The organism is Myroides odoratimimus, assembly GCF_038039805.1.
Taxonomy (GTDB): Bacteria; Bacteroidota; Bacteroidia; order Flavobacteriales; family Flavobacteriaceae; genus Flavobacterium; species Flavobacterium odoratimimum_B.
In genome coordinates this window covers 68328-93632 of the sequence record NZ_JBBPHK010000015.1, presented here as the reverse complement: position 1 = coordinate 93632, position 25305 = coordinate 68328, and the positions used below count along the sequence as shown (strand labels likewise).

The following is a 25305-nucleotide window of genomic DNA, read 5'->3' as shown; positions in this document are numbered from 1 at the left end:
AACTCTTACATTAATTCATGAATTGTAAATTCACAATTATTAAATGTAAATCTCTCATGTACTTTTCTTCCTAATAACTCCTTGGCGATTGGAGCATCCATAGAAACGGCTAATACAGAACGGTCATCTAAGACAATTTTCGGCAACGCTGCTGAGAAAAATAAATAAACTGAATTTACTTGTACTAGACTTCCAAATTCTACTACAGAACTCACTTTTTCATCATCTATTTTAGCAACTATATCTCGCATAGTTATGTTTTCTAAAATTTTTTTACTCAAGTTTTCTTGTTCTAAATGCATCATTGATAAGCCTGTCTCGTGTTTGTCACCAGCAGAACTTTTGGCGTCGTTCTGCGCGTCGATTGTCAAATCTTCTACAATTCCTTGCAACGCTTCCACCTTGTCATTTAACCGTTCTAAACAAATTGTTTTTAACTTCTTTTTTAATGTCATCATTACGTCTTTAAAATTTCTTTCTTTGCGAAATCGAAAGAAAATACATGTTTTGTTGTTTGTAACGACAAAAGTAAGTTATTAATCATTGAAAAAAAACAGTATTGTGCATGTTTTAGCGATTTTTAGTCATAAATTATCAATTTTTAGCTTTTTTTCTGATTACAAAATCTCAAAAATCGAATTTATACATTGCTCCTCCCATTATTTGTACACCTTGTGCCTTAAAGTTATCCCATTGATTATATTTCTGATTAAACAGGTTATTTGCCTTTAAGAATAAAGTCCAATTCTTAGTTGGTCGATACCCTACTTTCATATTTAAATCAACATAATCTTTTACATCTACTACAGTCGGATCTTCCCAAGTATTATAGTCACCTATAAGTCCTGTAGAATCAATTACAAAAACATCCTTACGCTTACCTACATAAAACACATCCACTCCTGCAAACCACTGTTCTGTAAAATCAAATTTAAAATCAGCACCTGCTTTAACTTTAGGCAAATTCCAAGCTTCTAAAGAATTTGTATTATAGTTATTATACTCTCCATGGACTCCTATAGAAACGTTCTCTTCAAAATCAAAACGCAATTCACCAAATAAATTTAATGTCTTCACATCTCCATATTGCACCCCAAATGAGTTGCCAAACATATATGGTATTCTACTTCTATTCAAAGTATATTCATTGTGCAAAAACATAGCTTTGTCTTTCTCTCTTTTATAAGAACCTTTAATATTATAAGAGATATTATTATCTAATTTTCCTTTTAATCCTAGATAAATATCATACTTCTTATCTGTAGGTGTAATTAGAATATCTGGAGAAATGAAAGGATTCTCTTCTGAAAACTGTTGAAAAGAGTTCTGTTGTAACCCTCCTTCTATTCCTGCATAAGTAACTAATAATCCAGGAACTAAATCATAAGAAGCCTTAACCTGAGGATAGATATAAAAATTATTCTCTGATTTGCCAGCTAATTCTCCATTGTTAAAGAAGACACCCACTCCTACTTGTACAGAATAGTTATCATCTCTAAATGTAAGACTAGGTTGCGCCCCAAGATTTAAATGATTATACTTCGTCGTCTCACCTATAAACGAGTTTTTATATGACGTTCCTACATAATCAACAACAACTCCAACATTCAATTCCCCTAAATCTAAAGCTGTTTTTACGTTTGGTCTAATCTTAAAACGATTCTCTACTGTTCCAAAATCATCCCAAAAATAATCATATCTAAAATCCAATCCTGTAAAAGGACTATTTCTAAACTCTAAAGCTCCATTTACAAAAACATTCTTATAGTGTTGAGATTCATCTATTCCAGAAATATCCCCTTGATTAAAGTCGATTTGTTTTATTGGTAATCCATAATAATTACTCAATTGGTACCTAGCACCTGCTTCTACCGTCCAACCAAAATTCTTTAATTGTCCACCATAAACTAAACCTCCTTTTGTATTAGAGAAACTATCGTCTAAAAGCAAATTCTTAATTCCTCCTTGAGAAGAGAAGTGACTTGCATACCCTGCTAAAAAGCTATTCTTATTTAAGTGTTGACTTAAGAACACCTCACCATTCAGGTTAGTATAATTACCAGCAGAAAAAAGAGCGTAGTTATTAAAGCTTTTCAGCCTACTTGTTCTTTCTACCTCTGCAGCTTTTCCTTTCTCTGGCACAAAAGTAGATGCTACAGGAAAAGAGCTAATAGTATAAATTACATCCTTCTTATTACCTGTTGTCTCATCGTCATTATTCGCTGTAGTACGAACTTTAAAAGCATCTGAAATTGTTGCATCATAAGCTCTTACTACATTCACCACTTCAGTACCTAACTTATTAGCTTCTGTATTTTTATCCTGTGCATAACCTGCTATTCCCCCTAGAGTTAAAACAGATAATATTGTATATATATTCTTATTGTTCATTATAATATCTTCTATATTAAAAAATTATTGAGCAATCGAAGAGTTTCGCTTAGCCTCTTGTGCTGTTATTTTTTGAAGTTCATCTTTAGCTTCTTTTACCACATCTGGGTAATCAGTAAAGTTCTTAGTTACACTCTCTAGAATATAAGTAGCCTGATAACTATCTTTTAATTGATAGAAGTTCTTAGCCATCAATACTAATCCTTTAGCACCATAATACTTATAGCCTGAATACTCTTTTGCTAATTTCTGTACACTTTCATTAGACGCTTCATATTTAGCCTCTTTATTCTTAAAATAAGCATCATAATACATTGCCTCCGCAGCTAATTCTCCTTTTGCTATTTTCAATACCTCTTGATATGCTTTCTTAGCTTTAGCTTCATCATTAGTAGCCATAGCCGTTCTAGCAATAACTATTTGTGCATCACCTTTTACTTTATTATCTGTTTTAGCCATTTTTAATACAGCTTCAGCATATTGAAGGGCCTCACTATAGTTATTTTGCTCATAGAACAACTTCATAAGATTAGACTTGGCAAATACTACATTCTGTTCTTGTGCAGCCTCTGCATCTAAACGTTTTAAAGTGGTTATAGCCTTAGCAGTATTTTTACTTTTCAAATAAATTTCAGCTAAACGAGCAAGAGAAATCTCTGAGAACTCATTCTTATCCTTAGAGATTACTGTTTCATAATGACTTGTAGCCCTCTCTACATTATTTTCAGCAAAATACATTTGTCCTAAATAGAAATGAGCTTGTAACGCCTTCTGTCCTGTCGGGAAGCTTTTTAGATATTTCTCATATCCGTCTATAGCCGATTGTGTATTATTTTGGATATACTGTTTTTCAGCTGACTCGTAAGTATCTTTATCTAGTTCTGCATCGGTTACTTGAATAAAAGAAAGCCCTTTAACCCATGCAGCATACTCATCTACCTTACCATTATCCACATAAATTAGTCTGGCATTTTGAACCGCTTCAATAGCTTCAGAAGACTCTGGAGATTCTTTTACCACTTGTTTAAATTTAGCTAAAGCTTGATCTGGTTTATTATCGTTATAATTGATCAATCCTTGTCTCAAGATAGCTCTAGCCTTATAGCTTGAAGTAGGATAATCTTTCAACATCTTATCAAAAGCACTTAAAGCCTTCTGACTTTGATTCATGACATCGTAAGTTACCCCTATCTCATATTGCGCATCATCAGCCAAGTTAGAAGTAGGATAATCTTTCACAAACTTCGTTAAGTCTTCTATTTTACGAGAGTTACGATCTACAAAACCATAACTAATCGCCTTTTGAAAACGTGCATATTCTACATCAACTCTATTTGCCTCAATAACTTTATTATATGCCTCCATTGCAGGCCAATACTTCCCTGTCACGAAGTTACAATCTCCCTGTCTCAAATAAGCATCTAGAAGACGAGCCTCGTCTTTAGGCGTTTCTTCAGTATATTTTTTAAAATATTCTGCTGCAGTTGTATACTCTTTTAATTTAAAATACGAATACGCTAGATTATAATATAAATTCTTACGTTCAGACAAACCTTTAGAAGCCGTGTTTTGATCAAACGCCTTGAACTGAACAATAGATTCATTAAAGTCATTTAAATAAAACAACGTCTCTCCTTTCCAATATTGTGCCTTTGCAGTATATTTCAAATTCTGTTTCTCTGCTAGAGATTTATCAAAAAGACTTAATGCTTCCTTATAATTCCCTTCATTGAACAATTCTTGACCACGCAAGAATGTCACTTGTTGATACACTTCTTTATTTCCTACAGAACGATTCTTTTCTAATAGAACTAAAGCCTCTTTATAGTTTTTAGAAGAAACGTATGAGTCGATTAACAACCCCTCTATTTCTCCTCGGTAAGACGAATTAGGATATTTACTAATATAAGCATTTAATACCGCAGGTGTACTCTCATAAGCATTCCCGATATCATAACTAAGTTTCGCATAATTTAAGAAAGCATCTTCTTGGATACCTGCGTCAAAACGCATTTCAGAAGCATTCTTAAAAGCATTTAAAGCTTGTGTCTTCTTATGCGTTTGAAGGTAACTCTCTCCTAAGTGGTAATATGCATTCTGTGCAATACCATTATCGCCACTGATAATTTTATTAAACTGCTCAATAGCTTTAGGGTAATCTTTTGATTTATAATAAGTATACCCCAATTGATAGAAATCAGTATTACTCCACTTCCCTCCTTTACCTTGATAAGCTAACAAATGAGGTAGCGCTTTATCATATTGCTTTAAGTTAAAGTAACTCTCCCCAACTATTTTAGACAACTCTGATTTCTCTTGTGGAGTCGCTTTTGCCATTTGAGAAGTTCCTTGTTCTATAGCTGTTTGAAAGTTCCCTGTCTTAAAACTCATGTCTGCTTGATAGTATCCCATTTTCTCTTGGTAAGAAGACTTAGTTTCTACTTTATCAAACAATTTTTTTGCATCGTCAAAATTATCTGAGTCATAAGCAATATATCCAAGGTAATAAGTTGCTTGCTCTCCCCACTCACCACGAGTATTAACTTTCTTTAAATAACGCTCTGCTTCTTTTTTATTTTTTGTATAGAAGTAGCTATATCCTTTCTGAAAGTTAAAACGATCTAACTTCTTCTCATTAGTAATTGCATTTTCTTTTACTTTAGCAGCGTATTGCATCGCTTTAGGAAAATCCCCTTTGCTGAAATAATAATCTGTAACTTCTACATAAGCCTGATTTTGCTTAGAACTAGTAGGATATTTCTTCACAAACTCATCGATCTTATCTTCAGCTCCTTCTTGATTTAGTTTAATTGCACAATATGCGATATAATAAGCACAATCAGCCTCTACTTCCGTATTCTCACCTAAATGAGCTTGTTTTACTTTCGTGAATAATAATTGTGCAGCTAAATATTGTTCCTCATTATACAATGCTACAGCATGATTATAATCAGCTAATCTTTCTACATAAGCAGCTGATTGTTGAGCACTTGCAGTTATACTCCCCAGTGCAAGAGTTAATAAAGTTAACCTATTATTTTTGTGCATTTCCATTCAGTTTTATATAACGTCAAATATATCATTTTATACTCTTTTAAACTTATTTTTCAGCAATATATTGCCCTAAATATTATCAAAAATATATTTAAATTGAAATTACACCTCTTCCACAGCAATAAAAAAACATAATAAATCTTGTCTTTTGACCTTTAATAAATCGCATTCAACAAGAAATAGTAAAAAACATACCAAAACAATACTCCTTGGCATAAAAAATCCCAATTCTTAAGAATTGGGATCATATAAAAAAGTATTCATTACAGATAACCGGATAGCAGACCAAGAATAACAGGAGCTAATACAGCAGTAAAAATTCCATTAAAAATCATTCCTACACTTGCGAAAGCACCATACTTATTACTCACCTCCATTGCCTTCATTGTTCCCATAGCATGAGAAGAAGTCCCCATAGCTATTCCTTGTGACATCGGATTGCTTATTCGGGTAAGGTTAAGCACCTTGAATCCCACCATACTACCAAAGATTCCCGCTATCATAACAGCAGCGGCAGTTACTGACGGAATACCATTAACAGACTTAGATATTTCTAGAGCTATAGGCGTACTAACTGACTTAGGAGCAAGTGATAAGATAATCTCTTGATCTGCGCCTGTCATCTTAGCTAATATCACTACTGACACTACCCCTACAACACATCCAATTAATTGACTAATAAGAATTGGAATCAATTGCTTTTTAATCTTTTCCCACTGCACATATAAAGGAACTGCCAAGGCAACAATCGATGGCTTCAGAAAGAAATCTATATACTTACCTGCCTCTTCATAATTTTGATACGGTATTTCTAAAAAATACAAATACCCCATCAAGATAACCATTGATAAAATAATAGGATTAAATATAATCCATTTTTTCTTTTCACTTAAAGATATTCCTAAAGCGTATAAAGCTAAAGTAAGGAATAATAAAAATGTTGGATTGGCTAAAAAATTCATTTCTTTCTTCTTAATAATTGATGAGTAAATCCAGTTACAAAAATCACAATCACTGTACTCACAAGCGTAGCAACTACAATAGGTACAATCGATCGACTAAGAATTCCAAAATAATTCAACATAGCCACACAGGGCGGAACGAAGAATATCCCCATGTTTTTAATTAAGAAATTAGTAATACCACCTATTGATTCTACTTTTACCCACCTCATTTTTAACATTGTCCATAATGTGATTAGACCTATGATGCTTGATGGTAATTTTAATCCTGTGAGATACACCACTAACTCTCCAAAGGCTAGACAACCTATTACGATTGCTACCTGCTTAATTAAATTCATTTTGTTTAAATATTTATCACAAAATTACTAAATACAATTCCTTCAAAAGAACCAAAACAGATAAAAATAAATTATTTAACAATTACACATCGAACCAACAGAAATAATTTAAACAACAAAAAAGAACCAATCACTTAGCTTTTTAGTAACTTTTAGTTAATCTTATATTCAAAAAATTAGAGCAATTTTGTCATGTAAACAAAAAGAAAAATATGTAAATAAGATATAAGTTAAATTGGTTAGTTAGAACAAAAGGAGAGGTCTATATCAGATCTCTCCTTTTGATTTAACCACTTATTACACCATTTAATTTTATATCATAGTTCCCCATAATAAGACCTTAAGTACTTTTTTTCTTAAAAACTACATTAGATATAGATATTTTCAGTTCAACTATACTTTATTATTGTTTATCTTAGTATTTTTACCACAAAATACACGATTATTATGTCTAAAACAGTTTTATCCCTACAAGGAGTTGATATCTACCAGAACAAACATAAAGTACTTTCTAATGTTAACTTAGAAGTAAATAAGGGAGAATTTTTATATATAATCGGAAAGACAGGTGCTGGTAAAAGTAGTTTTATGAAAACACTGTACGCAGACCTTCCTTTAGAAGTAGGTGAAGGTTCTATCGTAGACTACGACTTGAAGACTCTAAAAGAAAAAGATATTCCATATCTAAGAAGATCGCTAGGTATCGTCTTCCAAGACTTTAAACTACTTCCTGACAGAACGGTTTATGGAAACCTACACTTTGCTTTAAAAGCAACTGGATGGTCAGAAAAAGAAGCGATGGATAGAAAAATACACGAAGTATTAGACAATGTAAATATGTTAGCGCATATCGAAAAAATGCCTCATCAACTATCAGGAGGAGAACAACAGCGTATTGCTATAGCCAGAGCATTACTAAATGATCCTGATCTAATCCTAGCTGATGAACCAACAGGTAACTTAGATCCTCAGACTAGTGCTGAAGTAATGGAACTTCTACTTAAAATTAACAAGAATGGTAGAACGATCATCATGGTAACACATGATTATGCATTGTTGTTAAAATTCCCCGCTAAAACATTAAAATGTGATGATGGTACCCTATTCGAAGTAGTACACAGAACATCTCAAAATTAATATACAAAAAAAGACTATCAGCATCGATAGTCTTTTTTATTATCATAACTCTGTCTACTCTATATTAATAAAGAGTAAAAGATAAGTTAGCATTATTTTTCGTTCAACTGAAGAATTAGATCACTATACGATACCGCTACTAAATCCTCTTTAGTCAACTCCATCAACTTGAAGAAATCATCGCATTGCTGTTTTAAGTCTACTCCCCTTTCTACCCCAACATTACAAGCCTCTACTTCAACAAAGCACCCCAATCCGTCTACCTGATCCAGGTGAATACTTACATTCTTATACTTTAAAACCTTACGTATTTTAGACACCTTCACTTTTATACCAAACTGTAATTCTAATATCGCGCCTAATGCTGGATTGTTCTCATGCTTATAATAAATAACATCTGAGCTTTTCGCTTCTTCTCCATTTTTTCTATCATAATAAATCAGAGAACTAAACTCTCCATATTCACGCAACTTAACTCTTCCTATAGGAGCATTATAATAAGTATCTACTTGTCTATAAACTCCTTCTAGAACGAGCTCTATTCCTTTTAATTTATCTTCTATGCTATCTAAATCAGCTACACAAGCTTTAAATTCCACATTCTGTAATTCCATCTCTCTCTTTTTAGGTTCTAGCAAATATAAACGATTAAAATAAAAAAGCCTCACTGCATACAGTAAGGCTTTTAAATATATTAAGTAAGATAAATCAGATTTGACAAACGTTTATTATTTTACTTTATTAACGATAGCTGCGAAAGCTTCTGGGTGATTCATAGCTAAATCTGCAAGAACTTTACGGTTCAATTCGATATTGTTAGCTTTGATTTTACCCATGAATTGAGAATAGCTCATTCCGTGTAATCTAGCACCAGCGTTGATACGCATGATCCATAATGAACGGAAGTTTCTTTTCTTTTGTTTTCTATCACGGTAAGCATATACCATTGCTTTTTCTACCGCGTTTTTAGCTACTGTCCAAACGTTTTTACGTCTTCCAAAGAATCCTTTGGCTTGCTTCAAAATTCTTTTTCTTCTTGCTCTTGAAGCTACTGAGTTTACTGATCTTGCCATTTCTTAAAAATGTGTTTTTTGTAGTGGGCGGTTATATTTCAAACACTTCTAAACTTTCATTTGCTCCACTCCAGGGTTATTAAATTATTTTAACCGGAATTAAGATTAGATTAATCTTAATTGATCTTTGATACTGTTTGTATCTGCTTTAGACACTAATCCAGAGTGTGTTAAAGCTAATTTACGCTTTTTAGATTTTTTAGTCAAAATGTGACTTTTGAAAGCGTGTTTTCTTTTGATTTTTCCAGAACCAGTCAACTTGAAACGTTTCTTAGCACTAGATTTAGTTTTCATTTTAGGCATTATTTCCTAGGTATTAATGATTATCTTACTTAACTATCTTAATATACTTAAATACTATTTTTTCTTTTTAGGTGCGATAAACATAGTCATACGTTTACCCTCTAAAACTGGCATAGTTTCCACTTTCCCGAATTCCTCAAGATCTTGAGCTAATCTTAATAATAAGATTTGTCCTTGATCTTTATAAATAATCGAACGTCCTTTAAAGAATACAAACGCTTTTAGCTTAGAACCCTCTTTCAAGAATTTCATTGCATTCTTCTTTTTGAACTCATAATCGTGCTCATCTGTTTGAGGACCGAAACGAATCTCTTTTACAGTGATTTGAGTCGATTTAGCCTTTAGCATTTTTTCACGCTTCTTCTGTTCGTAAAGGAATTTGTTGTAATCAGTAATTTTACAAACAGGAGGTTCAGCATTTGGTGAAATCTCTACTAAATCCAATTCTAACTCCTCTGCTAAACGCATTGCGTCAGCAAGTTTATATACACCTGTTTCGACGTTGTCTCCTACAAGACGAACTTCAGGAACGCGGATGGCATTATTAATTCTATGCGCATCTTTCTTTTCTTCGCGAGGATTTCTTCCTCTGTTTTGTCTTATTGCTATGGCTATAAAATTTTTTGTGCTTGTTCACCAAGCGTTATACTATTTTTACTCTCCAAATTGTTTAATAGAACTATTTACCTCCTCTTGTACTTGAGCGATAAAATCTTCTATCTTCATTGTCTGATTAGATTTACCAGAATCACCGTGTCTTCTTACAGAAATCGTACCGTTTTTCTCTTCATCTTCTCCTACAATTAACATGTAAGGGAATTTTTGTACTTCAGCTTCTCTAATCTTTTTACCGATAGTCTCATTACGGTTATCTACCAGCGCGCGAATTTCGCTATTTTCTAGCAAATTTAAAACTTTTTCGGCATATTTTTCATATTTCTCACTCAAAGACAGGATTATAGCCTGCTCTGGCATTAACCATAGTGGGAAATTACCTCCTGTATGCTCTAAAAGTATCGCTATAAAACGCTCCATAGAACCAAATGGTGCTCTGTGGATCATCACTGGACGATGCAACTCATTATCTGATCCTTTATAACTTAACTCAAATCGCTCTGGTAAGTTATAGTCTACCTGAATGGTTCCTAACTGCCAGCTTCTACCTAATGCATCTTTTACCATAAAGTCTAACTTAGGACCATAGAAAGCAGCTTCTCCACTCTCGATCACATAATTTAGTCCTTTATCTTTAGCTGCATTGATAATAGCGTTCTCAGCTTTTTCCCAATTCTCTACACTACCGATATACTTATCAGGGTTACTTAAATCACGTACTGATACTTGTGCTGTAAAGTTCTCAAATCCTAATGATCCGAATACATATAACACTAAATCAATTACTTTTTTAAACTCTTCATCTAATTGCTCTGGTGTACAGAAAATATGTGCATCATCCTGAGTAAATCCTCTTACACGAGTCAATCCGTGTAATTCTCCTGATTGCTCATAACGATACACTGTTCCAAACTCAGCAAAACGCTTAGGCAAATCTTTATAAGACCATGGTTTTGCATTGTATATCTCACAGTGGTGAGGACAGTTCATCGGTTTTAACAAGAACTCCTCTCCCTCTACTGGAGTATTAATTGGTTGGAAACTATCTGCTCCATATTTTGCATAGTGTCCAGAAGTAACATATAGTTCTTTTTGCCCAATATGAGGAGTAACTACTTGCTCATATCCAGCTTTCTTCTGTGCTTTACGCAAGAACTGCTCTAATCTATCTCTTAATGCAGCACCTTTTGGCAACCATAATGGCAACCCTTGTCCTACTTTTTGAGAGAATGTAAACAATTCTAACTCTTTACCTAATTTACGGTGATCACGTTTTTTAGCCTCTTCTAATAAAGCTAAATACTCAGTCAAATCCTTTTGTTTAGGGAATGAAATACCATAAACACGAGTTAATTGTTTATTCTTCTCATCTCCTCTCCAGTATGCACCAGCAATAGATAATACCTTAAATGCCTTAATAATTCCTGTATTAGGAATATGACCTCCACGACATAAGTCTGTAAAAGTATCATGATCACAGAAAGTAATCGTACCATCAGCTAGGTTCTCTATTAACTCAACTTTATAAGGATTTTCTTCTTTTTTATAAAACTCTAAAGCTTCAGCCTTAGTAGCAGAACGCATTGTAAAATCATGCTTCCCACGTGCTATCTCTAAAACCTTATCCTCTATTTTCTTAAAGTCAGCATCTGTCACTTTATAGTCCATGAAATCTACGTCATAATAGAATCCATTAGCGATAGCTGGCCCTATTGTTAACTTGATTCCAGGATATAAATCTTGTAAAGCTTGCGCCATTACGTGTGAAGTAGAGTGCCAAAAAGCTTTTTTCCCTTCATCATCATTCCATGAATATAAAACTAGACTACCATCCGTGGTCATAGGTGTCGTGGTTTCGATGGTGGTACCATTGAAGTTTGCAGAAATAATATTTCTAGCTAAACCTTCGCTTATACTTTTTGCAACATCGAAAGGAGTTACGCCTGAAGCAAACTCTTTCACTGAACCGTCTGGTAATGTAATTTTTATCATAATAATTTTAAAAAATAAAATGCAAATATACGTGTTTTACCATAGAATCGCAACAATTAGCCACTCTTAACTCATTTTTTTTAACAGTACAAAAAAGTTTGTGCTCTATAGGTCTACTCTGCTAAAAAACAAGATTTTATTAATCCCTCTATTTTTAAGATTTCACTCTTATCTCTAATTAAAAATACAAACATACTTCTATATCCAAATACATTAGACTAAGATTCTTCTTCTTTATTTAAATCGTCATAAAACACTTATCTAGATTAACATTTGTCAAACTGACTATAAACACTCATCACATCTATCCCCTATTAACGTAATCTACCTACGAGGCTTGTATTTCTAGTAAATAATATACACTTTTTTTATTCATTACCAACTCAAAATAAATTAGTTACAAAAAAACACTTCAAAAAACTTATTTTTTTACTTCAAAACGCTTGCAAACATCAGACTTTGCAGTATATTTGCACTCGCAATACGGAAGTAATGCAGACCACTGGAGAAATGGCAGAGTGGTCGAATGCGGCGGTCTTGAAAACCGTTGACTGTAACAGGTCCGGGGGTTCGAATCCCTCTTTCTCCGCTGAAAAGCCCGATAACACTCGTTATCGGGCTTTTTTTATGCCCTTGTGCACCTTTTTTGCACCCATTATAAAGTCTTATAATTTTTTTTACAACGAGACACTTCTAATTATTTTGTTCAAATCGTTCCAATTCAGAAAGCTAGTTACGTCTATCTTATTGTTTTATAGCCGATATGATAGAACTAAATAAACTTAATCTAAGGGTTTAGTTAAACCAAGCAGATTTTGATACTAACATATTCTTAATTAATAGTACTAAGAGTCGCAGATGAGTATCGAAGTTCTTTGTTATCTTTAATATTATGGTGGATAATATTAATTTGATGTTTAGGCTTTTTCATGCCTAGAACACTACCTAATTCTTTATTATTAGAAATATCAAGAAACACTAATAGAGAACTATCTAAATAAATACTAAGTAAATTGTTATTGTTTACCTTAAGCTTTTCTAAAGGACGATGTATCGTTATTACGCTTAGCTTATTATTAGATAAATCTAAATCTTTTAAAATAGGTATTTTATTACTTTTAGAATAATTAATAAATATACTTCCTTTTAACTCATTATAACTTAAGTTAATCTTCTGAATTTTACTTCTAAACAAAAAAGTTAATTCCCCAGCTGTTGACTCATTTTTAATGCTATTATTTGATAAATCAAGTTCTACAAGATCTAATTCAATAAGTTCTTTAATATTATCAATAGACGTCAGATTATTATATGATAAATTCAGTTTTTTCAAACTACTAGGAAGCTTCTTTGCATCGATATAAGATATATAATTATGAGATAAATCTAATTCTTCAATATCTGAAGATAAATCATTAGGAATCTCTACAAGTTTTCTATTAGACAAATCAAGTTTTGTAGATTTTTGAGTACAACTAATGATTACTTTACTACTAGCTAAGATATAATTAGCTGTAAGTGTAAAAAAAATAAAAAAAAAGACATTTAACTGTTTCATACTGCACGCATTTAAATTCATTATGTATTACTATACAAGATGTAGATCATTACTTTCTCATTGTGCTTTTTTCAAGCTCAACCTCACCTATATTTGGTTCTTTACAAACAACATGAACACCAAATTTTACATCAACACTACTTCCTAAATTCACAGCTATCTATTTTTTTACTTTTCTCCCACACTCCTCTTCTTGTACTTCATGTCTCAAAATTAAGTATTTAAATTTGAAAGATCTCTCCAACTTATTTAGAAGCTAAAATAACAACAGCTCGTAAATACCTCACTATACATCTCTATTAAAAAACCTACACTATTTTTTTAAAAAAGTGATTTCTTCCGACCTAAACTACACCTATTTTACCATTTAGTTCTACTATTTTTAGAAAAAAACTCCACTTCCTAGCTATTTAGGTACTTAAAACTAAAAAATGCTTATACTTTTTTAGCAGCTAAAAAACAACAACTAGTTAATATTCAGATCACTACAATTATTAACTCATTTTAATCAATTTTCTATATTCTTCACAATCCCAATAACAGCCTGTATTCACCTTAAGTTGCTCGACAATTAGTGGAGAATACCCCGTACATAGTGAAGCTAAGGATCCCTTAGTCGATGAATGCTTCTTCTATTGATCAGGGACTCTCCTCCTGTTGAAAATTTAGACAAACTAAAGCTAGCCACACCCTATCAAGCACTATAATTATGCTAATAATAAAAGATGATCTAAGATGAGAAACTAATAATTATAAACAGTAGAAAATCTATACATTCTACTATTTACATTACTGTCATTCACAATACTTTCTGACTACCTGTTCTATCCAGTCTTCAGTAGATGATAAATAGAAATCAGGTGTCACTCCTTTTCCCTCATAGGGTAAATACTTGCGCCAATGCGTATTTAGATCCGTAAAATGTATTCTAAAAAGAGCAGAAGGACTTACCTTATCTACAGCATGATTTCTACCATAAGTAAGCATTCCTCTGGTATTATCACCTAAAACCATTACATTATTTAATTTCTTCAATTTTAGTGTGAATTGCTCTGCATTGCTAATGGTATTAAAATTTACAAGTACATATATATTTCCTTTATACTTCTTAAACAGATTATAAAACTGTGCAGAGCTCTTGTCTCCTCCTCCACTATTATTTCTTAAATCGAGAATAAGGTATTTGCTTAGAAGGTTATCTTTAATGGAATTATAAAAAGAAAAAACATACTTCATAAACAGTTAATTCACTCGGTTATACATTGGGAAGAAACACCACGGTTATCCTTTCTTATTCCCTTCTTTCTCCATCAGCTCTATACGCTGTTCTAGCGTATTTTCCGTCTGAATAATATCTAATACGACCATCTTAAAAGTCTGTTTGATACTCTTATCCGTCTTATCCATATTAGAATACAAAAGATTCATTAGGAAAGCACTCTTATTACTTAACATTTGCTTTAAGTCTTCGATATTAGTCATAGCAGCTACCTTATCATAATCGATGAGATCAATCTTAGTCGCAGCAATAGAGCGCCAGGCAGTTGTTTTAATCTGAGGGATGAAGATTCCCTTAGACTCCATGACTATCTGTTGTAGACTTTTCTCTTCGTTATCAGCGTGTTTTTCTAAGGCTTTGACCAAATCTTTCTGTATAGGGAGAATAAACTCTATTTCTTCTCTAGATTCTTTTAGCTCACTATGAACAGTCGAAAACACTTGATTGATATAGGCTTGGTCTTTTCTATGAGCGTTCCAATTATCAATAAAAAGAGCAATAAGAATACCTACCACGACAGGAATAATCTCTTTGATAAAGTGAATACTATAATTTTTAATCTTTTGTTTCATCTAATGATTATTTGTTAAAGTTAGAGATGATTTATTACTAAAAACTCAAAGCTAATTTAAATAAATAATTGAAAGATGGGAATAGTACTACAAAAAATGTATTGTATAAATGATAATATATCTTAATCCACTGATGAGATAGCCGCCCCTCTTTTATCCAAGATCTAAAAGCAACAGCTTTACATTACTTTCATAATCCTTCATATCAATTGATTGTAATATTAGATTTACACTATTATCTAATACTATAGTCAAGCGACAACTACTTTTAATAGACTGACAATAGATACCTTTTATCCTCACTCCGATGGCCTCTAATTCTTGGGATTTATCTAGGTATATATAACTATCGTCCTCTTCTATTTCTTTTATCTTTTCCATCACTGCAATACCTGCGTCAATAAAAAAGTCAAACCAACCTAAAGCTTCTACTTTTAAATAAAGTACAATTACATTATCACGTTCATCACTCATACACGTTATTACGCGCTCTATCCTCAAGCCATTTAACTCTACACAAACGAATTCATCATTCTGATACATCCTCTCCATCGTTTCTTCCTATTTTATTAAAAGTACATTAAACCAAAAAAAGCTAGTATTTCTACTAGCTCTATTTTCTTATATTACTGTAATATCAATCTTATTAATCCAAATCGTCTTTCTGTCTCTAGTCTTATCAAAATTATCTAGCATGAATGCAGTATCGTAATCTACTTTCTTATCATAATACAACTTACCATTGACATATACTTTAACCTTGTTCTTCAGGTTTACCATTTCAGGAGAAATAGCAATAGATAAGGATTTAACACGTGATGTTTCTATTCTAAATTCATTGTCTTTATAACGAGCAATCACCTTACCTGATAAGCGTGGCATATCGAAAGCATTCTTATCTACCTCTACCGTTTGTAGCTTTTCAGCTTTATCATACTCTAGCCATTTGGTAATTTTAAAGTTTCGTTCTTTATGCCAATCTGCTTTCTGACCAAGCGTATCTAATTTGATATTAGTCAACCAATCTACACCTCCATAAACATTGTCATCAAACTCCCATGTCAACTCTTTAGTAAAGCTCTTGCGTTGTCTCTCCTTAAGGTCTTTGAACAATATCTCATAAGCTGGTTCTGACTCGTCGAACTCTGGGAACCAGTGTGGAAACCCATTATAGCGATACTCTTTATAGTCAGCCTTTAGCTCATCCATCAACGCTGTAAAAGAATCATTTGCGTTAGGCGGATAATAATAGTCCTCATCTGTAGAGAAGTTGATAAAAGAGCGATTCTTTATATTCTCTATAAAAGTTCCTCCTGTGAATATCTTAGGTTGAGTATTAAATCCATAGAATCCTGCAAAGTGAGAAGAGTCTTTCATCAAATAAGAGAATGAACCCGTAGCTCCATTAGAATGCCCTGCGATAAACACCTTATTATCATCTACATTAATAGCCTTCTTAACTTCTCTCAGCATAGCAGGTATCATAAAGAAGCCATCATTAGATGTCATCCAATTATACTTCTTACCTCCACTTGGGAATATTAATATCACCTCATCTAGATCTCCATATTTCGTATAGTATCTATTCCATCCTCCTAAACTAAGTTCTCTAGTCTGAAACTCTTGAAGATTATTATATCTAACTGCTCCATGCAAAAAGAATAACACTGGATATTCCTTCTCTAGAGAATAGTTCTTAGGCAAATGAATAAAGAAAGACGTCTTCACCGTATCATTTATAGCAAAGCTTATAGAATAATCTTGTTTTGCCTTAGGTAGATAAGGATTGTACACTTTGATTTCTTCATATAATTTCTTTCCATTAGTAGAGGTTAACTCTTTAGTAGATTTCACCTTATAGAATTCTTCCTCTTCCTTTTTTAGATTTACATCAAACTTAGCTTTTAACGCATGCGCTTCACTCATCATAGAAGCCCATCTAGGATCATCTAATAAGTTCTTGTATTCCTCAAGAGCACTTTTATTTGTTACATTTTGCCAACCAGGGAAGCCATATTGTGCGCGTTCTATCTTTATCAACCGATCTAGATAAGCAAAGGCTTTATCTGCCTCTTTTAACTCTGAGGCAATGATTGATATTTCTGATAAGTCAGCTACTTTTATACTGTCTGGAAATGACTTAAACGCCTTTTCATAAAGAGAAAAAGCTTGTCTCTTACTTTGCTCATCCTCGTGCTCTTCTAACAAATCATCTGCTTGATTGATCAACTTAGAGTATGTATTCTGTCCAAAACTAACGATACTAAACATAAATGCTAGTAGTACATGATATCCCTTCATAATTCTAATTATTAATAAAGCGAATGTAAACAACACTACAATAATAAAATTGTACAAATGGAACATCTATTTCTCTAGATGCCAAAAAGTATCTTTGCTTCCTAGCTTAGTACCTTTCTCAAAGAAGTTTTTAGGAGAATTATTGGTCATTGCTTTATAGGTTTTAATCAAATGAGACTGATCATTAAAGTTAAAGCGATAAGCAATATCAGTCAACTTCTCTTCAGGAGAGGTATAGAGTTTCTGGTTCACCGTTCTTCTAAACAAATAGATATCATAAAACCTCTTTAAAGATACTCCCATATTAGCCTTAAAAACTCTATTTAGATGTTGTCTGCTCACTCCTAGTCTATCTGCTAACTCTTGTACAGAGAAGTAATCCTCTTCACTGAAGATATACTCTATTGTTTGTTCTAGAAGGCTATTTGAGAATGGCTTATATTTCTTCTCTAGCGCTGTATCTAACAATGTAGTAATAACATCTACATCAGTAGTAGCGAAGACTTTTGCTAACTCTTTTTCCTCAATAAATTTATAATCAGTAATCAGATTGACAAAGCTTAAATGACGATAAAACTGCTGTATCCCTAATGGGTGAAAGACAATAACGACTCTGTGCACTCTCCCCACCTGCTTCACATGAAGTATGTCTTCTCTAATAGGAGTGAATATCTGATAATCATCTGCTCCTTTATTAAACGCCATCGATCCATCACTAGCTAGTTGATGAGAGGCGTAGATAGAGATCGTATTATTATAATGAGGAAAGCACTGGTACTCTCTCACCTCATTATTGGGCTTTATATCTAAGTAGTAATAGTCCACATACTTCTTTACTAAAGCATTCTTAGGACTAAAGGTTTCAAAAATCTCTTTCATTACCGCTTAATTTATTTAGTTATACATTACTTACCTCTACTCTATCCCTATTATTAAGTCCACTCGTTTAATAGTATCCCCCATCGGTTCTATATCACTATCTGACAAACTTCTATTCCAGTAAGCATTCTATTCTTTTGGGCACTCTGCTGTACTCCCCATAGGACTCTGATAGTGGCTTTTAGCATAATTTGATGGTAGTAATTCTATTGCGTTTATAAATCTCATCTCTGTAAGTTTAACTCCTTTATACGAAGGTATTATAAAACCTCTTTAGCAAGCTTAATAAAGCACAATCTTTCTAAAATATTTTTAATACAATTTGGATAGCTAAACACAATAGTCGTTTTAAAGGATAAGCCCTTTTATACTACATCGTACACACCTTATAACGAGATAAATATATCAAAAAAAAGCTACTACATTAAACGTAAAAACCATTATTGTCAGTAAATTGCATAAAACAATTCATCGACAATGGAAAAGAAATTAGTAGTAATCACAGGTGCTAGCTCTGGCTTCGGTATGGAACTAGCTAAAGAATTCGCTAACAGTGGACATCCTCTACTATTATTAGCGAGAAGACTGGATAAAATGGAAGCTTTAAACTTACCAAATACACTATGCAAAAGTGTAGATGTATCTGATAAAGATGCTTTCGAAAAAGCAATCCGTGAAGCAGAGGCGATATATGGCAAGACAGACTTATTAATTAATAATGCAGGTGTAATGCTATTAGGCGATTTAGCTACTCAGGACCCTCAAGAATGGAAACAAATGCTTGATATCAATGTATTAGGTGTCATGAACGGTATGCAAACTGTAATGGGAGATATGAAGGATAGACAAACAGGGACTATTATCAATGTATCCTCAATAGCTGGTGTATTACCCTTTCATAATCATGCTGCCTACTGTGCTAGTAAATATGCTGTAAGAGGAGTAACACAAACTGCTCGTTTAGAACTTAGTCCTTATAATGTGCGTATTATTTCTGTTGAGCCTGGAGCAGTAGCAACAGAACTCTTAAGCCACACAACTAGTGAAGACATTAAAGAAGACTATAAAGAGTGGATGAAATCATCTGGAGCAAACCGTATTCAAGCTATTGATGTAGCTCGTACTATCAAATTTGCTTACGACTTACCTCAGAGCGTATTATTACGAGAACTGATTATCTCAGATACAAAACAAAACGCTTAAAATAACAAAACGCTTATAGCTATAAACTATAAGCGTTTATTTTTACTTTATATTGTGCATTGAAATCTGGAAATCACTTGGTCTTACATTAAATAATCATCTGTACAAACACAAGTTACAAGATAAGATTGAAATACATTATCTTTATAAAAACGAAATACAATGTTCCGATATATAAGTTACTTTTTATTATTCTCTTTAATTTTCACTAGTTGTACCTCACATAGAAGGTATCAAAAAATGAGTAATCAACAAATACTAGAGTTAATAAAAATAGATTCTCTTAATGATAAAGTTTATAAAATATTATCTCCAAATAATGATCTCATAAATTATGAACAAGCGACTATATACTCTCCAAAAAAATATACTGTAGATAGATACGTGGACCAACAAAATGATTCTATAGTTTTAAAATTCAGAAAAATCACTAGAAAAGATATAGCATTTAAAAAGACGATGATGTTGTATCAAACTTATGGGATATATACTGACACTATAAATGCTAAATTAGACATCGACTGTACACAGATAGATAGTTTACTAAAAGATACTTACTTAAAAGATAAAGAAAACAGATCAAGTGGTACAATGGATATGAAAATAGATGTAGTGAATCAAAGGTTATTATTTAACATCTTTGATCATTGTGATTTTCATACGGCGATAGTAAACAAAAAAGAAAGTAGTTACCATGCTCTTATTATATTATTACATGCTAATACCAAATATCAAAAGAAATATTTCAAACAAATAAAAAAGGCTATAAAACTAGGCTACTTAGAACCAAAACACTTGGCATACTTACAAGATAAAATAGCTACAGGGGAAGAAATACCTCAAAAATATGGAACACAATCGACTTATAATGATAAAGGAAATCTAATATTATACCCTTACGATAATCTTCAAAAAGTAAATAAGAGAAGAAAAAAACTAGGATTTGAGCCTCTTAACATACAATAATAAAAATGGCCATAAACACATGTTCACAGCCATAATCAAAGTTAAGTTATAAAATATACTCCTTATCAAAAGAGCTTATTCACTAGGTTTCCATCTTATCATGATATAAGAAGGCTTATTAAAAGGTTCTATAACAGACTCTTGATTAATCTCAAAGCCCCACTCTTTCAAGAAAAGAATTAAAGGGTTATTTTGTAACACCTCTATCCATATTGCGTCATAATTACGGGTTAAGGATAAAGTCTTTTGCCATAAAGACTCTCTTACTTCTTCCTCATTATAATCCGAATTGATATAAAAAGACTCGAGATTAATAACTTTTTTATCCTTTAGTACTTCTGGTTGCATTACTTGTTTAATCATCACAAAACCAACAGGTACTTCTTTCTTAAACACTGTTAGCATTTGTGTACTTAGATTATTCAATTCTAATACAGCTTCTTTATGATTTAATTGTTGAGTTATATATTGATTTAATCGTTCTACTTCCACTGTATCCGCATATATTTCTCTTATTTGAGCTTCTCTTAATTGAAAAAGAATACCAAGTCCTTCTTCAGTTCCTATTGTGAATTTCGATATTATATCCATATTATTTCATGTTTATCTACAAACATATCCTTTTCTAATTCATCTGTTTCGATACAGTACTCTAAAAAAGCATCGGTACATCGCTATAATATAGACTCTCCGACTCTTCTTATGGCTTCTAGATTGTGTAAAGTAAGTTGTTTAGAGAATACTGCTCTAAAAAAATTATCATATACATCTGTAAAGGAGAAAGTCTCTCCAGGTGTAAACTGTACTCCTTCTTCTGTGCATCGCTTATAGAAAAAGTTCATATCTATATGCGCTGGTAATTGAACCCATGTACAATATCCACCTTGTGGAAGTTGAACATGAATAAAATCAGGAAAACTGCGAATGAATTGTCTTACCAACTGTAATGCTTGATGCTCTAATTGCTGACGAAAAACTCTAAGGTGTTTATCATAAGCTGAAGATTGAAGAAGCTTTATCATTACCTCTTGATTTATTGGAGATACTGAACGACCTAAGGAGAACTTCAAACGCTCTGCCTCAGAAAAAAACTGCCCCGCTGCTAACCATCCTAGCCTAATACCTGGCGCTAACGATTTAGAAAAAGACGAATATGTCATTACTAATCCTGCTTCATCATAATTACGGATATTACTTGGTCTACTTCCCTTAAAATAAAGACAGCCAAAAACATCATTTTCTATAATGGGTACATTGTGATATAGAGCAGTTGCATAAACCGCTTTTTTGCTCTCCTCAGTCATTAATATTCCTGTAGGGTTATGAAAATTAGGAGTTAGTACAATCGCCTTTATATTATTAGTTGCACAGACCTTTTTTAAATAATCTGTATCAAAACCATCATACGCACGAACAGGTATTTCTATAGTCTTTAACTTCAGACTAGCAATAACTTCTAAAATAGAGAAAATACATGGGCTCTCCACTGCTATAATATCATTAGGTGAAGTAATAGAGCTTAAAGCAATATATAGTGCTTGTAATGCTCCATCAGTAACCAAAAGTTCATCTGATGATATGGAAGCTCCATGAAGTCCAGCTCTCTTCACTAATAAATCTCTTAGCTCTTCTGCCCCATTATTAGGATAATAACGAAGTAAAGAAGCTCCTTTTTCTCTTATTACCTCTTGCATTGTTTTGAGAACTAATTTTTGAGGAATAAATAGGTCAGACGGACTCGCCTCATTAAGTATAGTCTGACTAGTGTCACTTATAGGATTCGTAATTAGATGTATTTTCTTTCTAAAAACTGCATCGCGAGGGATAATAGGTAATTCTACTTCTAAATTTTGTTCTACAAGACGATCAGATACCCTATACCCAGAGCGAGGCATACTAGTGACCATACCTTTAAATACAAGATAATCATAGCCACTCTGAACAGAACTTATACTTAAGTTGTATTCTTTTTTTATAGCTCGAACAGAAGGTAGTTTATCTCCTGGCTTTAACAACCCTTTGTTTATTCCCTCTTCTATTTTATCCGTAAAAACACTATACCTATACTCCTTCATTCTCATATAATCAATATGTAGAAATTCTTCATGACTTAACGCAATTTTGTAAGTAGAATAAAAACTACTCTCAATCAAAGATACAATTATTCATTATTCTCTGATGCTATATCACGTCTATCTGTAGGTATATTAATAATCTCAATAACATTAGCTACTTGATCTAACTTAATACCAGTTAGTCCATAGCCATAATAAGCTCCTGTGTCTATATTATACGAATGGCTATCTACAGTGTACTGAGGATGATTTTGTTTTAAAGGAGTATGACCATGCACTTGTAATTTATGAAGATTAACAAGTGGTTTACGAGTCCATAATACCCCATCCCAATTAGTCTCCTCATAAGGATTAGCCGTATCACAGACTCCTGCATGTGTGACAATAAATGAGGAAGTCTCAAACATAAGTGGTAGTCTTTCTAAATGCGGTAAAAGGTTTTGCAAATCTACATGATGCCTATGAAAGTCTTCTAAAGTGGCTAAACCACACTGAGATGTCCATATTTCATGACGTCCATCCTTGATATACTGAATAAGTTCAGCTTCATGGTTTCCCTTAAGAACAGTTACTGATAATGTTGTATCATTTAATAAGGCTAAACACTTCTCTACGACTAACCAACTATAATTGCCCCTATCTATTAAATCTCCTACTAATATTAAATGCTCATTAGAAGAATCCCACTGCTCTAGAAGAGAACAAAACGTGTGATAACAACCATGTATATCACCAATGATAAAATAGTTCATGCTCTTTTTATAAAACACAAACTTAAAGAATAAAAAAACTCCTACTTAAGAAAGTAGGAGTTTTTATTATTATTGTTTTGAAGCATCTAAAGAAGCTTTTCTAAACTCTTTTAAAAGTTTTTCAATAGATAAAGAAGCTTTACGTGCTCTTGTACCTGCAGCTTTATTTCCGTTTTCTAATTGTAAAGCTGAATCTTGTTGGAACGCTTCAAACTCAGCGTTGATTTTTTCGATTAATTCTTTCATGGTAATTTTTACATTTTAAATATGTATTACAAAAATAGAATATAATCTCACATATACACAGTATTTACTGACTTTTTTACCACTTTACCTCTCTGTTTTGGCACTTGATATTTTTACATTCTTGTATTCAAAGTGGTAAATATCACCTAACCTACTCACTTTCAACACACCAAAGCTAAACACGTCGAATCCACCGTTATTACTACACTTTGCTAAAAAAGTGAACAGATATTGCTCGAAAGAGAGCAGTTTCTATAAATTTAGTCCTTAAACTATCGTGTTTTACACAAAACATTCATTGTTCCTCTTCATTTGTGGGAATAATTACAAGCTTAAATGTAGGATAGGATAAGGCTTTCCTTGTCCATCTGTCTCAGATCTATTTACTGATTTAAACCCCATGTGTAAATAAAAACCAACTGCTTGATGATTTTGTTCATTTACATCTACTTTAGTAATATGAAGTCTATCTTTAGCATAGTTTAATAACAGTTTTCCTATTCCTTGTCCTCTAAAATCATTGTGTATGAACAACATTTCTAAGTTTTCATCAGCAACTCCAATAAAGCCAGTCATTCTTCCCTCTTGGTTAAGATGAACATACAACTCTACAAATTCAAAATAACTAGGTATGGTCTTTTTAAAATACTCGAAATCTTCTCTTGCTAAAAAATCATGAGTATGTATTACCGCACTTTCCCATATCTCCACTAATACTGGATATTCTTGACTTTTTACTTTTCTAATCATAATTGTAAATTTAATAAGGCAAATTTCTAAGCTTTGAAATACAATCTACTGAACCTGGGTTAAAAAATTCGCTTGCGAATTCTACTCAGCCCTTGTGGGGTAATTCCTAAATAAGAAGCTATATCTTTTAAGGGGATATAATTAAATGTCAATCCATATTCTTCTTGCATTCTCAAATAATATTCTTCTGAAGAATACTTGATCAGATCTATATTACGCTGTAGGAGACGATTTAAAAGCCTTGCTGTTAATTTTCCGAACATTATCTCTAATCCAGAGATAGCAGCGTATAAATCGCTTATTTGCTCTTTATTAATTCGATATACTACTGCATCCATAACAGCTTGCACAGAAAAGTCTGCACGCTCTTGAAGAGAAAAAGAAATATTTGACATGGAAAATGTTCCTTCTTTACAAAACCAAAATGTTTGTTCTATTCCTTTAGGATCTAAAGTCCAACATCTAAATATTCCTTCATAAATAAAATAGCTATATTGTTCTACCTCTCCTTCTTTTATTAGATATTCATTTTTAGAAATGGAAATTCGCTCAAAGTATTCATCAAACAAAGCATATTGTGAAGAAGTAAATACAGATAATTCGACTTCAAACTCTTTTAATAACTTCTCTAAAAGCATATCCTATTTATTAATTTGATAAATATATAAAACAGTTAGGGAAATCAAGGAGTTAAAATAAGAAAAAGTCCATTCGTACAAGATTATATAAAACTTGACATTTTAAATAATTACTACCAACTCATTTTAAACAAGTTATAATAACACCATAAAAAAGAATATCTTTTTTATTCAAAAATCCTTGCAAAGCCCAGTATTTGCAGTATATTTGCACTCGC

Annotated in this window: 25 protein-coding genes and 1 tRNA gene; 4 read left to right on the top strand and 22 right to left on the bottom strand. The window is 32.5% G+C overall.

Features of this window, described 5'->3' with window-relative positions:
* Positions 1-5: 5 nt before the first annotated feature.
* The 5 genes from AABL85_RS12075 to AABL85_RS12055 form a co-directional block, all read right to left on the bottom strand.
* Positions 6-458: a hypothetical protein gene (locus AABL85_RS12075; RefSeq protein ID WP_341310278.1), complete on the bottom strand. Its 453-nt coding sequence runs from the start codon at positions 456-458 to the stop codon at positions 6-8.
* A 169-nt stretch (positions 459-627) separates the two neighbouring features.
* Positions 628-2391: a TonB-dependent receptor gene (locus tag AABL85_RS12070; RefSeq protein WP_341310277.1), complete on the bottom strand. Its 1764-nt coding sequence runs from the start codon at positions 2389-2391 to the stop codon at positions 628-630.
* 24 nt (positions 2392-2415) lie between these two features.
* Entirely contained in the window at positions 2416-5439 is a 3024-nt protein-coding gene (locus AABL85_RS12065; protein WP_341310276.1) for a tetratricopeptide repeat protein, read from the bottom strand.
* Between the two features lie 269 nt (positions 5440-5708).
* On the bottom strand, positions 5709-6407 hold the full coding sequence (locus AABL85_RS12060; RefSeq protein WP_341310275.1) for an LrgB family protein: 699 nt from the start codon (positions 6405-6407) through the stop codon (positions 5709-5711).
* Positions 6404-6748 carry a CidA/LrgA family protein gene (locus AABL85_RS12055; RefSeq protein WP_341310274.1) on the bottom strand — a complete coding sequence of 115 codons (345 nt, stop codon included), beginning with the start codon at positions 6746-6748 and terminating at the stop codon, positions 6404-6406. The genes AABL85_RS12060 and AABL85_RS12055 overlap by 4 nt, the downstream gene beginning before the upstream one ends.
* A gap of 447 nt (positions 6749-7195) precedes the next feature.
* Between AABL85_RS12055 and AABL85_RS12050 the strand changes: the two genes are divergently transcribed.
* Positions 7196-7885, top strand: a complete 690-nt coding sequence (locus tag AABL85_RS12050) for a cell division ATP-binding protein FtsE (RefSeq protein WP_006259285.1) — start codon at positions 7196-7198, stop codon at positions 7883-7885.
* 92 nt (positions 7886-7977) lie between these two features.
* On the opposite strand, the gene AABL85_RS12045 is transcribed toward AABL85_RS12050, so the two are convergent.
* The 5 genes from AABL85_RS12045 to thrS form a co-directional block, all read right to left on the bottom strand.
* Positions 7978-8499, bottom strand: coding sequence for a class IV adenylate cyclase (locus AABL85_RS12045; protein ID WP_341310273.1), 522 nt, complete (start codon positions 8497-8499; stop codon positions 7978-7980).
* Between the two features lie 114 nt (positions 8500-8613).
* The gene (gene rplT / locus AABL85_RS12040; RefSeq protein WP_155093124.1) at positions 8614-8958 is read right to left on the bottom strand and encodes a 50S ribosomal protein L20; all 345 of its coding nucleotides are present in this window, start codon (positions 8956-8958) and stop codon (positions 8614-8616) included.
* A gap of 105 nt (positions 8959-9063) precedes the next feature.
* Positions 9064-9261 carry a 50S ribosomal protein L35 gene (gene rpmI, locus AABL85_RS12035; RefSeq protein WP_016361612.1) on the bottom strand — a complete coding sequence of 66 codons (198 nt, stop codon included), beginning with the start codon at positions 9259-9261 and terminating at the stop codon, positions 9064-9066.
* A 54-nt stretch (positions 9262-9315) separates the two neighbouring features.
* A complete protein-coding gene (infC, locus tag AABL85_RS12030) occupies positions 9316-9810 on the bottom strand; it encodes a translation initiation factor IF-3 (RefSeq protein ID WP_217645600.1) in 495 nt (164 codons plus the stop codon).
* A gap of 105 nt (positions 9811-9915) precedes the next feature.
* Positions 9916-11868 (bottom strand): threonine--tRNA ligase, encoded by a 1953-nt coding sequence (thrS, locus tag AABL85_RS12025; protein ID WP_341310272.1) that lies wholly within the window; start codon positions 11866-11868, stop codon positions 9916-9918.
* A 504-nt stretch (positions 11869-12372) separates the two neighbouring features.
* Between thrS and AABL85_RS12020 the strand changes: the two genes are divergently transcribed.
* A tRNA-Ser gene (locus AABL85_RS12020) sits at positions 12373-12457 on the top strand.
* A gap of 243 nt (positions 12458-12700) precedes the next feature.
* On the opposite strand, the gene AABL85_RS12015 is transcribed toward AABL85_RS12020, so the two are convergent.
* From AABL85_RS12015 to AABL85_RS11990, 6 genes are all read right to left on the bottom strand, one after another.
* A complete protein-coding gene (locus AABL85_RS12015; protein ID WP_341310271.1) occupies positions 12701-13426 on the bottom strand; it encodes a hypothetical protein in 726 nt (241 codons plus the stop codon).
* Between the two features lie 795 nt (positions 13427-14221).
* A complete protein-coding gene (locus AABL85_RS12010; RefSeq protein ID WP_341310270.1) occupies positions 14222-14662 on the bottom strand; it encodes a S41 family peptidase in 441 nt (146 codons plus the stop codon).
* A gap of 45 nt (positions 14663-14707) precedes the next feature.
* Positions 14708-15277: a DUF6090 family protein gene (locus AABL85_RS12005; RefSeq protein ID WP_341310269.1), complete on the bottom strand. Its 570-nt coding sequence runs from the start codon at positions 15275-15277 to the stop codon at positions 14708-14710.
* Positions 15278-15430: 153 nt separating this feature from the next.
* Positions 15431-15829 carry a hypothetical protein gene (locus AABL85_RS12000; RefSeq protein ID WP_341310268.1) on the bottom strand — a complete coding sequence of 133 codons (399 nt, stop codon included), beginning with the start codon at positions 15827-15829 and terminating at the stop codon, positions 15431-15433.
* 69 nt (positions 15830-15898) lie between these two features.
* On the bottom strand, positions 15899-17578 hold the full coding sequence (locus AABL85_RS11995) for an alpha/beta hydrolase-fold protein (RefSeq protein ID WP_341310267.1): 1680 nt from the start codon (positions 17576-17578) through the stop codon (positions 15899-15901).
* A gap of 66 nt (positions 17579-17644) precedes the next feature.
* Positions 17645-18457: an AraC family transcriptional regulator gene (locus AABL85_RS11990; protein ID WP_341310266.1), complete on the bottom strand. Its 813-nt coding sequence runs from the start codon at positions 18455-18457 to the stop codon at positions 17645-17647.
* A 477-nt stretch (positions 18458-18934) separates the two neighbouring features.
* Here AABL85_RS11990 and AABL85_RS11985 point away from each other — a divergent pair, with 477 nt between their 5' ends.
* Positions 18935-19660, top strand: coding sequence for an SDR family oxidoreductase (locus AABL85_RS11985; protein ID WP_341310265.1), 726 nt, complete (start codon positions 18935-18937; stop codon positions 19658-19660).
* 240 nt (positions 19661-19900) lie between these two features.
* Complete coding sequence (locus AABL85_RS11980) at positions 19901-20626, top strand: hypothetical protein (RefSeq protein ID WP_341310264.1); 726 nt, start codon at positions 19901-19903, stop codon at positions 20624-20626.
* A gap of 75 nt (positions 20627-20701) precedes the next feature.
* On the opposite strand, the gene AABL85_RS11975 is transcribed toward AABL85_RS11980, so the two are convergent.
* From AABL85_RS11975 to AABL85_RS11950, 6 genes are all read right to left on the bottom strand, one after another.
* Positions 20702-21217 (bottom strand): hypothetical protein, encoded by a 516-nt coding sequence (locus tag AABL85_RS11975; RefSeq protein ID WP_341310263.1) that lies wholly within the window; start codon positions 21215-21217, stop codon positions 20702-20704.
* Positions 21218-21300: 83 nt separating this feature from the next.
* A complete protein-coding gene (locus AABL85_RS11970) occupies positions 21301-22707 on the bottom strand; it encodes a PLP-dependent aminotransferase family protein (protein WP_341310262.1) in 1407 nt (468 codons plus the stop codon).
* An 80-nt stretch (positions 22708-22787) separates the two neighbouring features.
* Positions 22788-23453 carry a metallophosphoesterase family protein gene (locus tag AABL85_RS11965; RefSeq protein WP_341310261.1) on the bottom strand — a complete coding sequence of 222 codons (666 nt, stop codon included), beginning with the start codon at positions 23451-23453 and terminating at the stop codon, positions 22788-22790.
* Between the two features lie 69 nt (positions 23454-23522).
* On the bottom strand, positions 23523-23699 hold the full coding sequence (locus tag AABL85_RS11960; protein ID WP_006259332.1) for a histone H1: 177 nt from the start codon (positions 23697-23699) through the stop codon (positions 23523-23525).
* 324 nt (positions 23700-24023) lie between these two features.
* Positions 24024-24449 carry an acetyltransferase gene (locus tag AABL85_RS11955; RefSeq protein ID WP_341310260.1) on the bottom strand — a complete coding sequence of 142 codons (426 nt, stop codon included), beginning with the start codon at positions 24447-24449 and terminating at the stop codon, positions 24024-24026.
* A 59-nt stretch (positions 24450-24508) separates the two neighbouring features.
* Entirely contained in the window at positions 24509-25087 is a 579-nt protein-coding gene (locus tag AABL85_RS11950) for a Crp/Fnr family transcriptional regulator (protein ID WP_341310259.1), read from the bottom strand.
* Between the last annotated feature and the right edge of the window lie 218 nt (positions 25088-25305).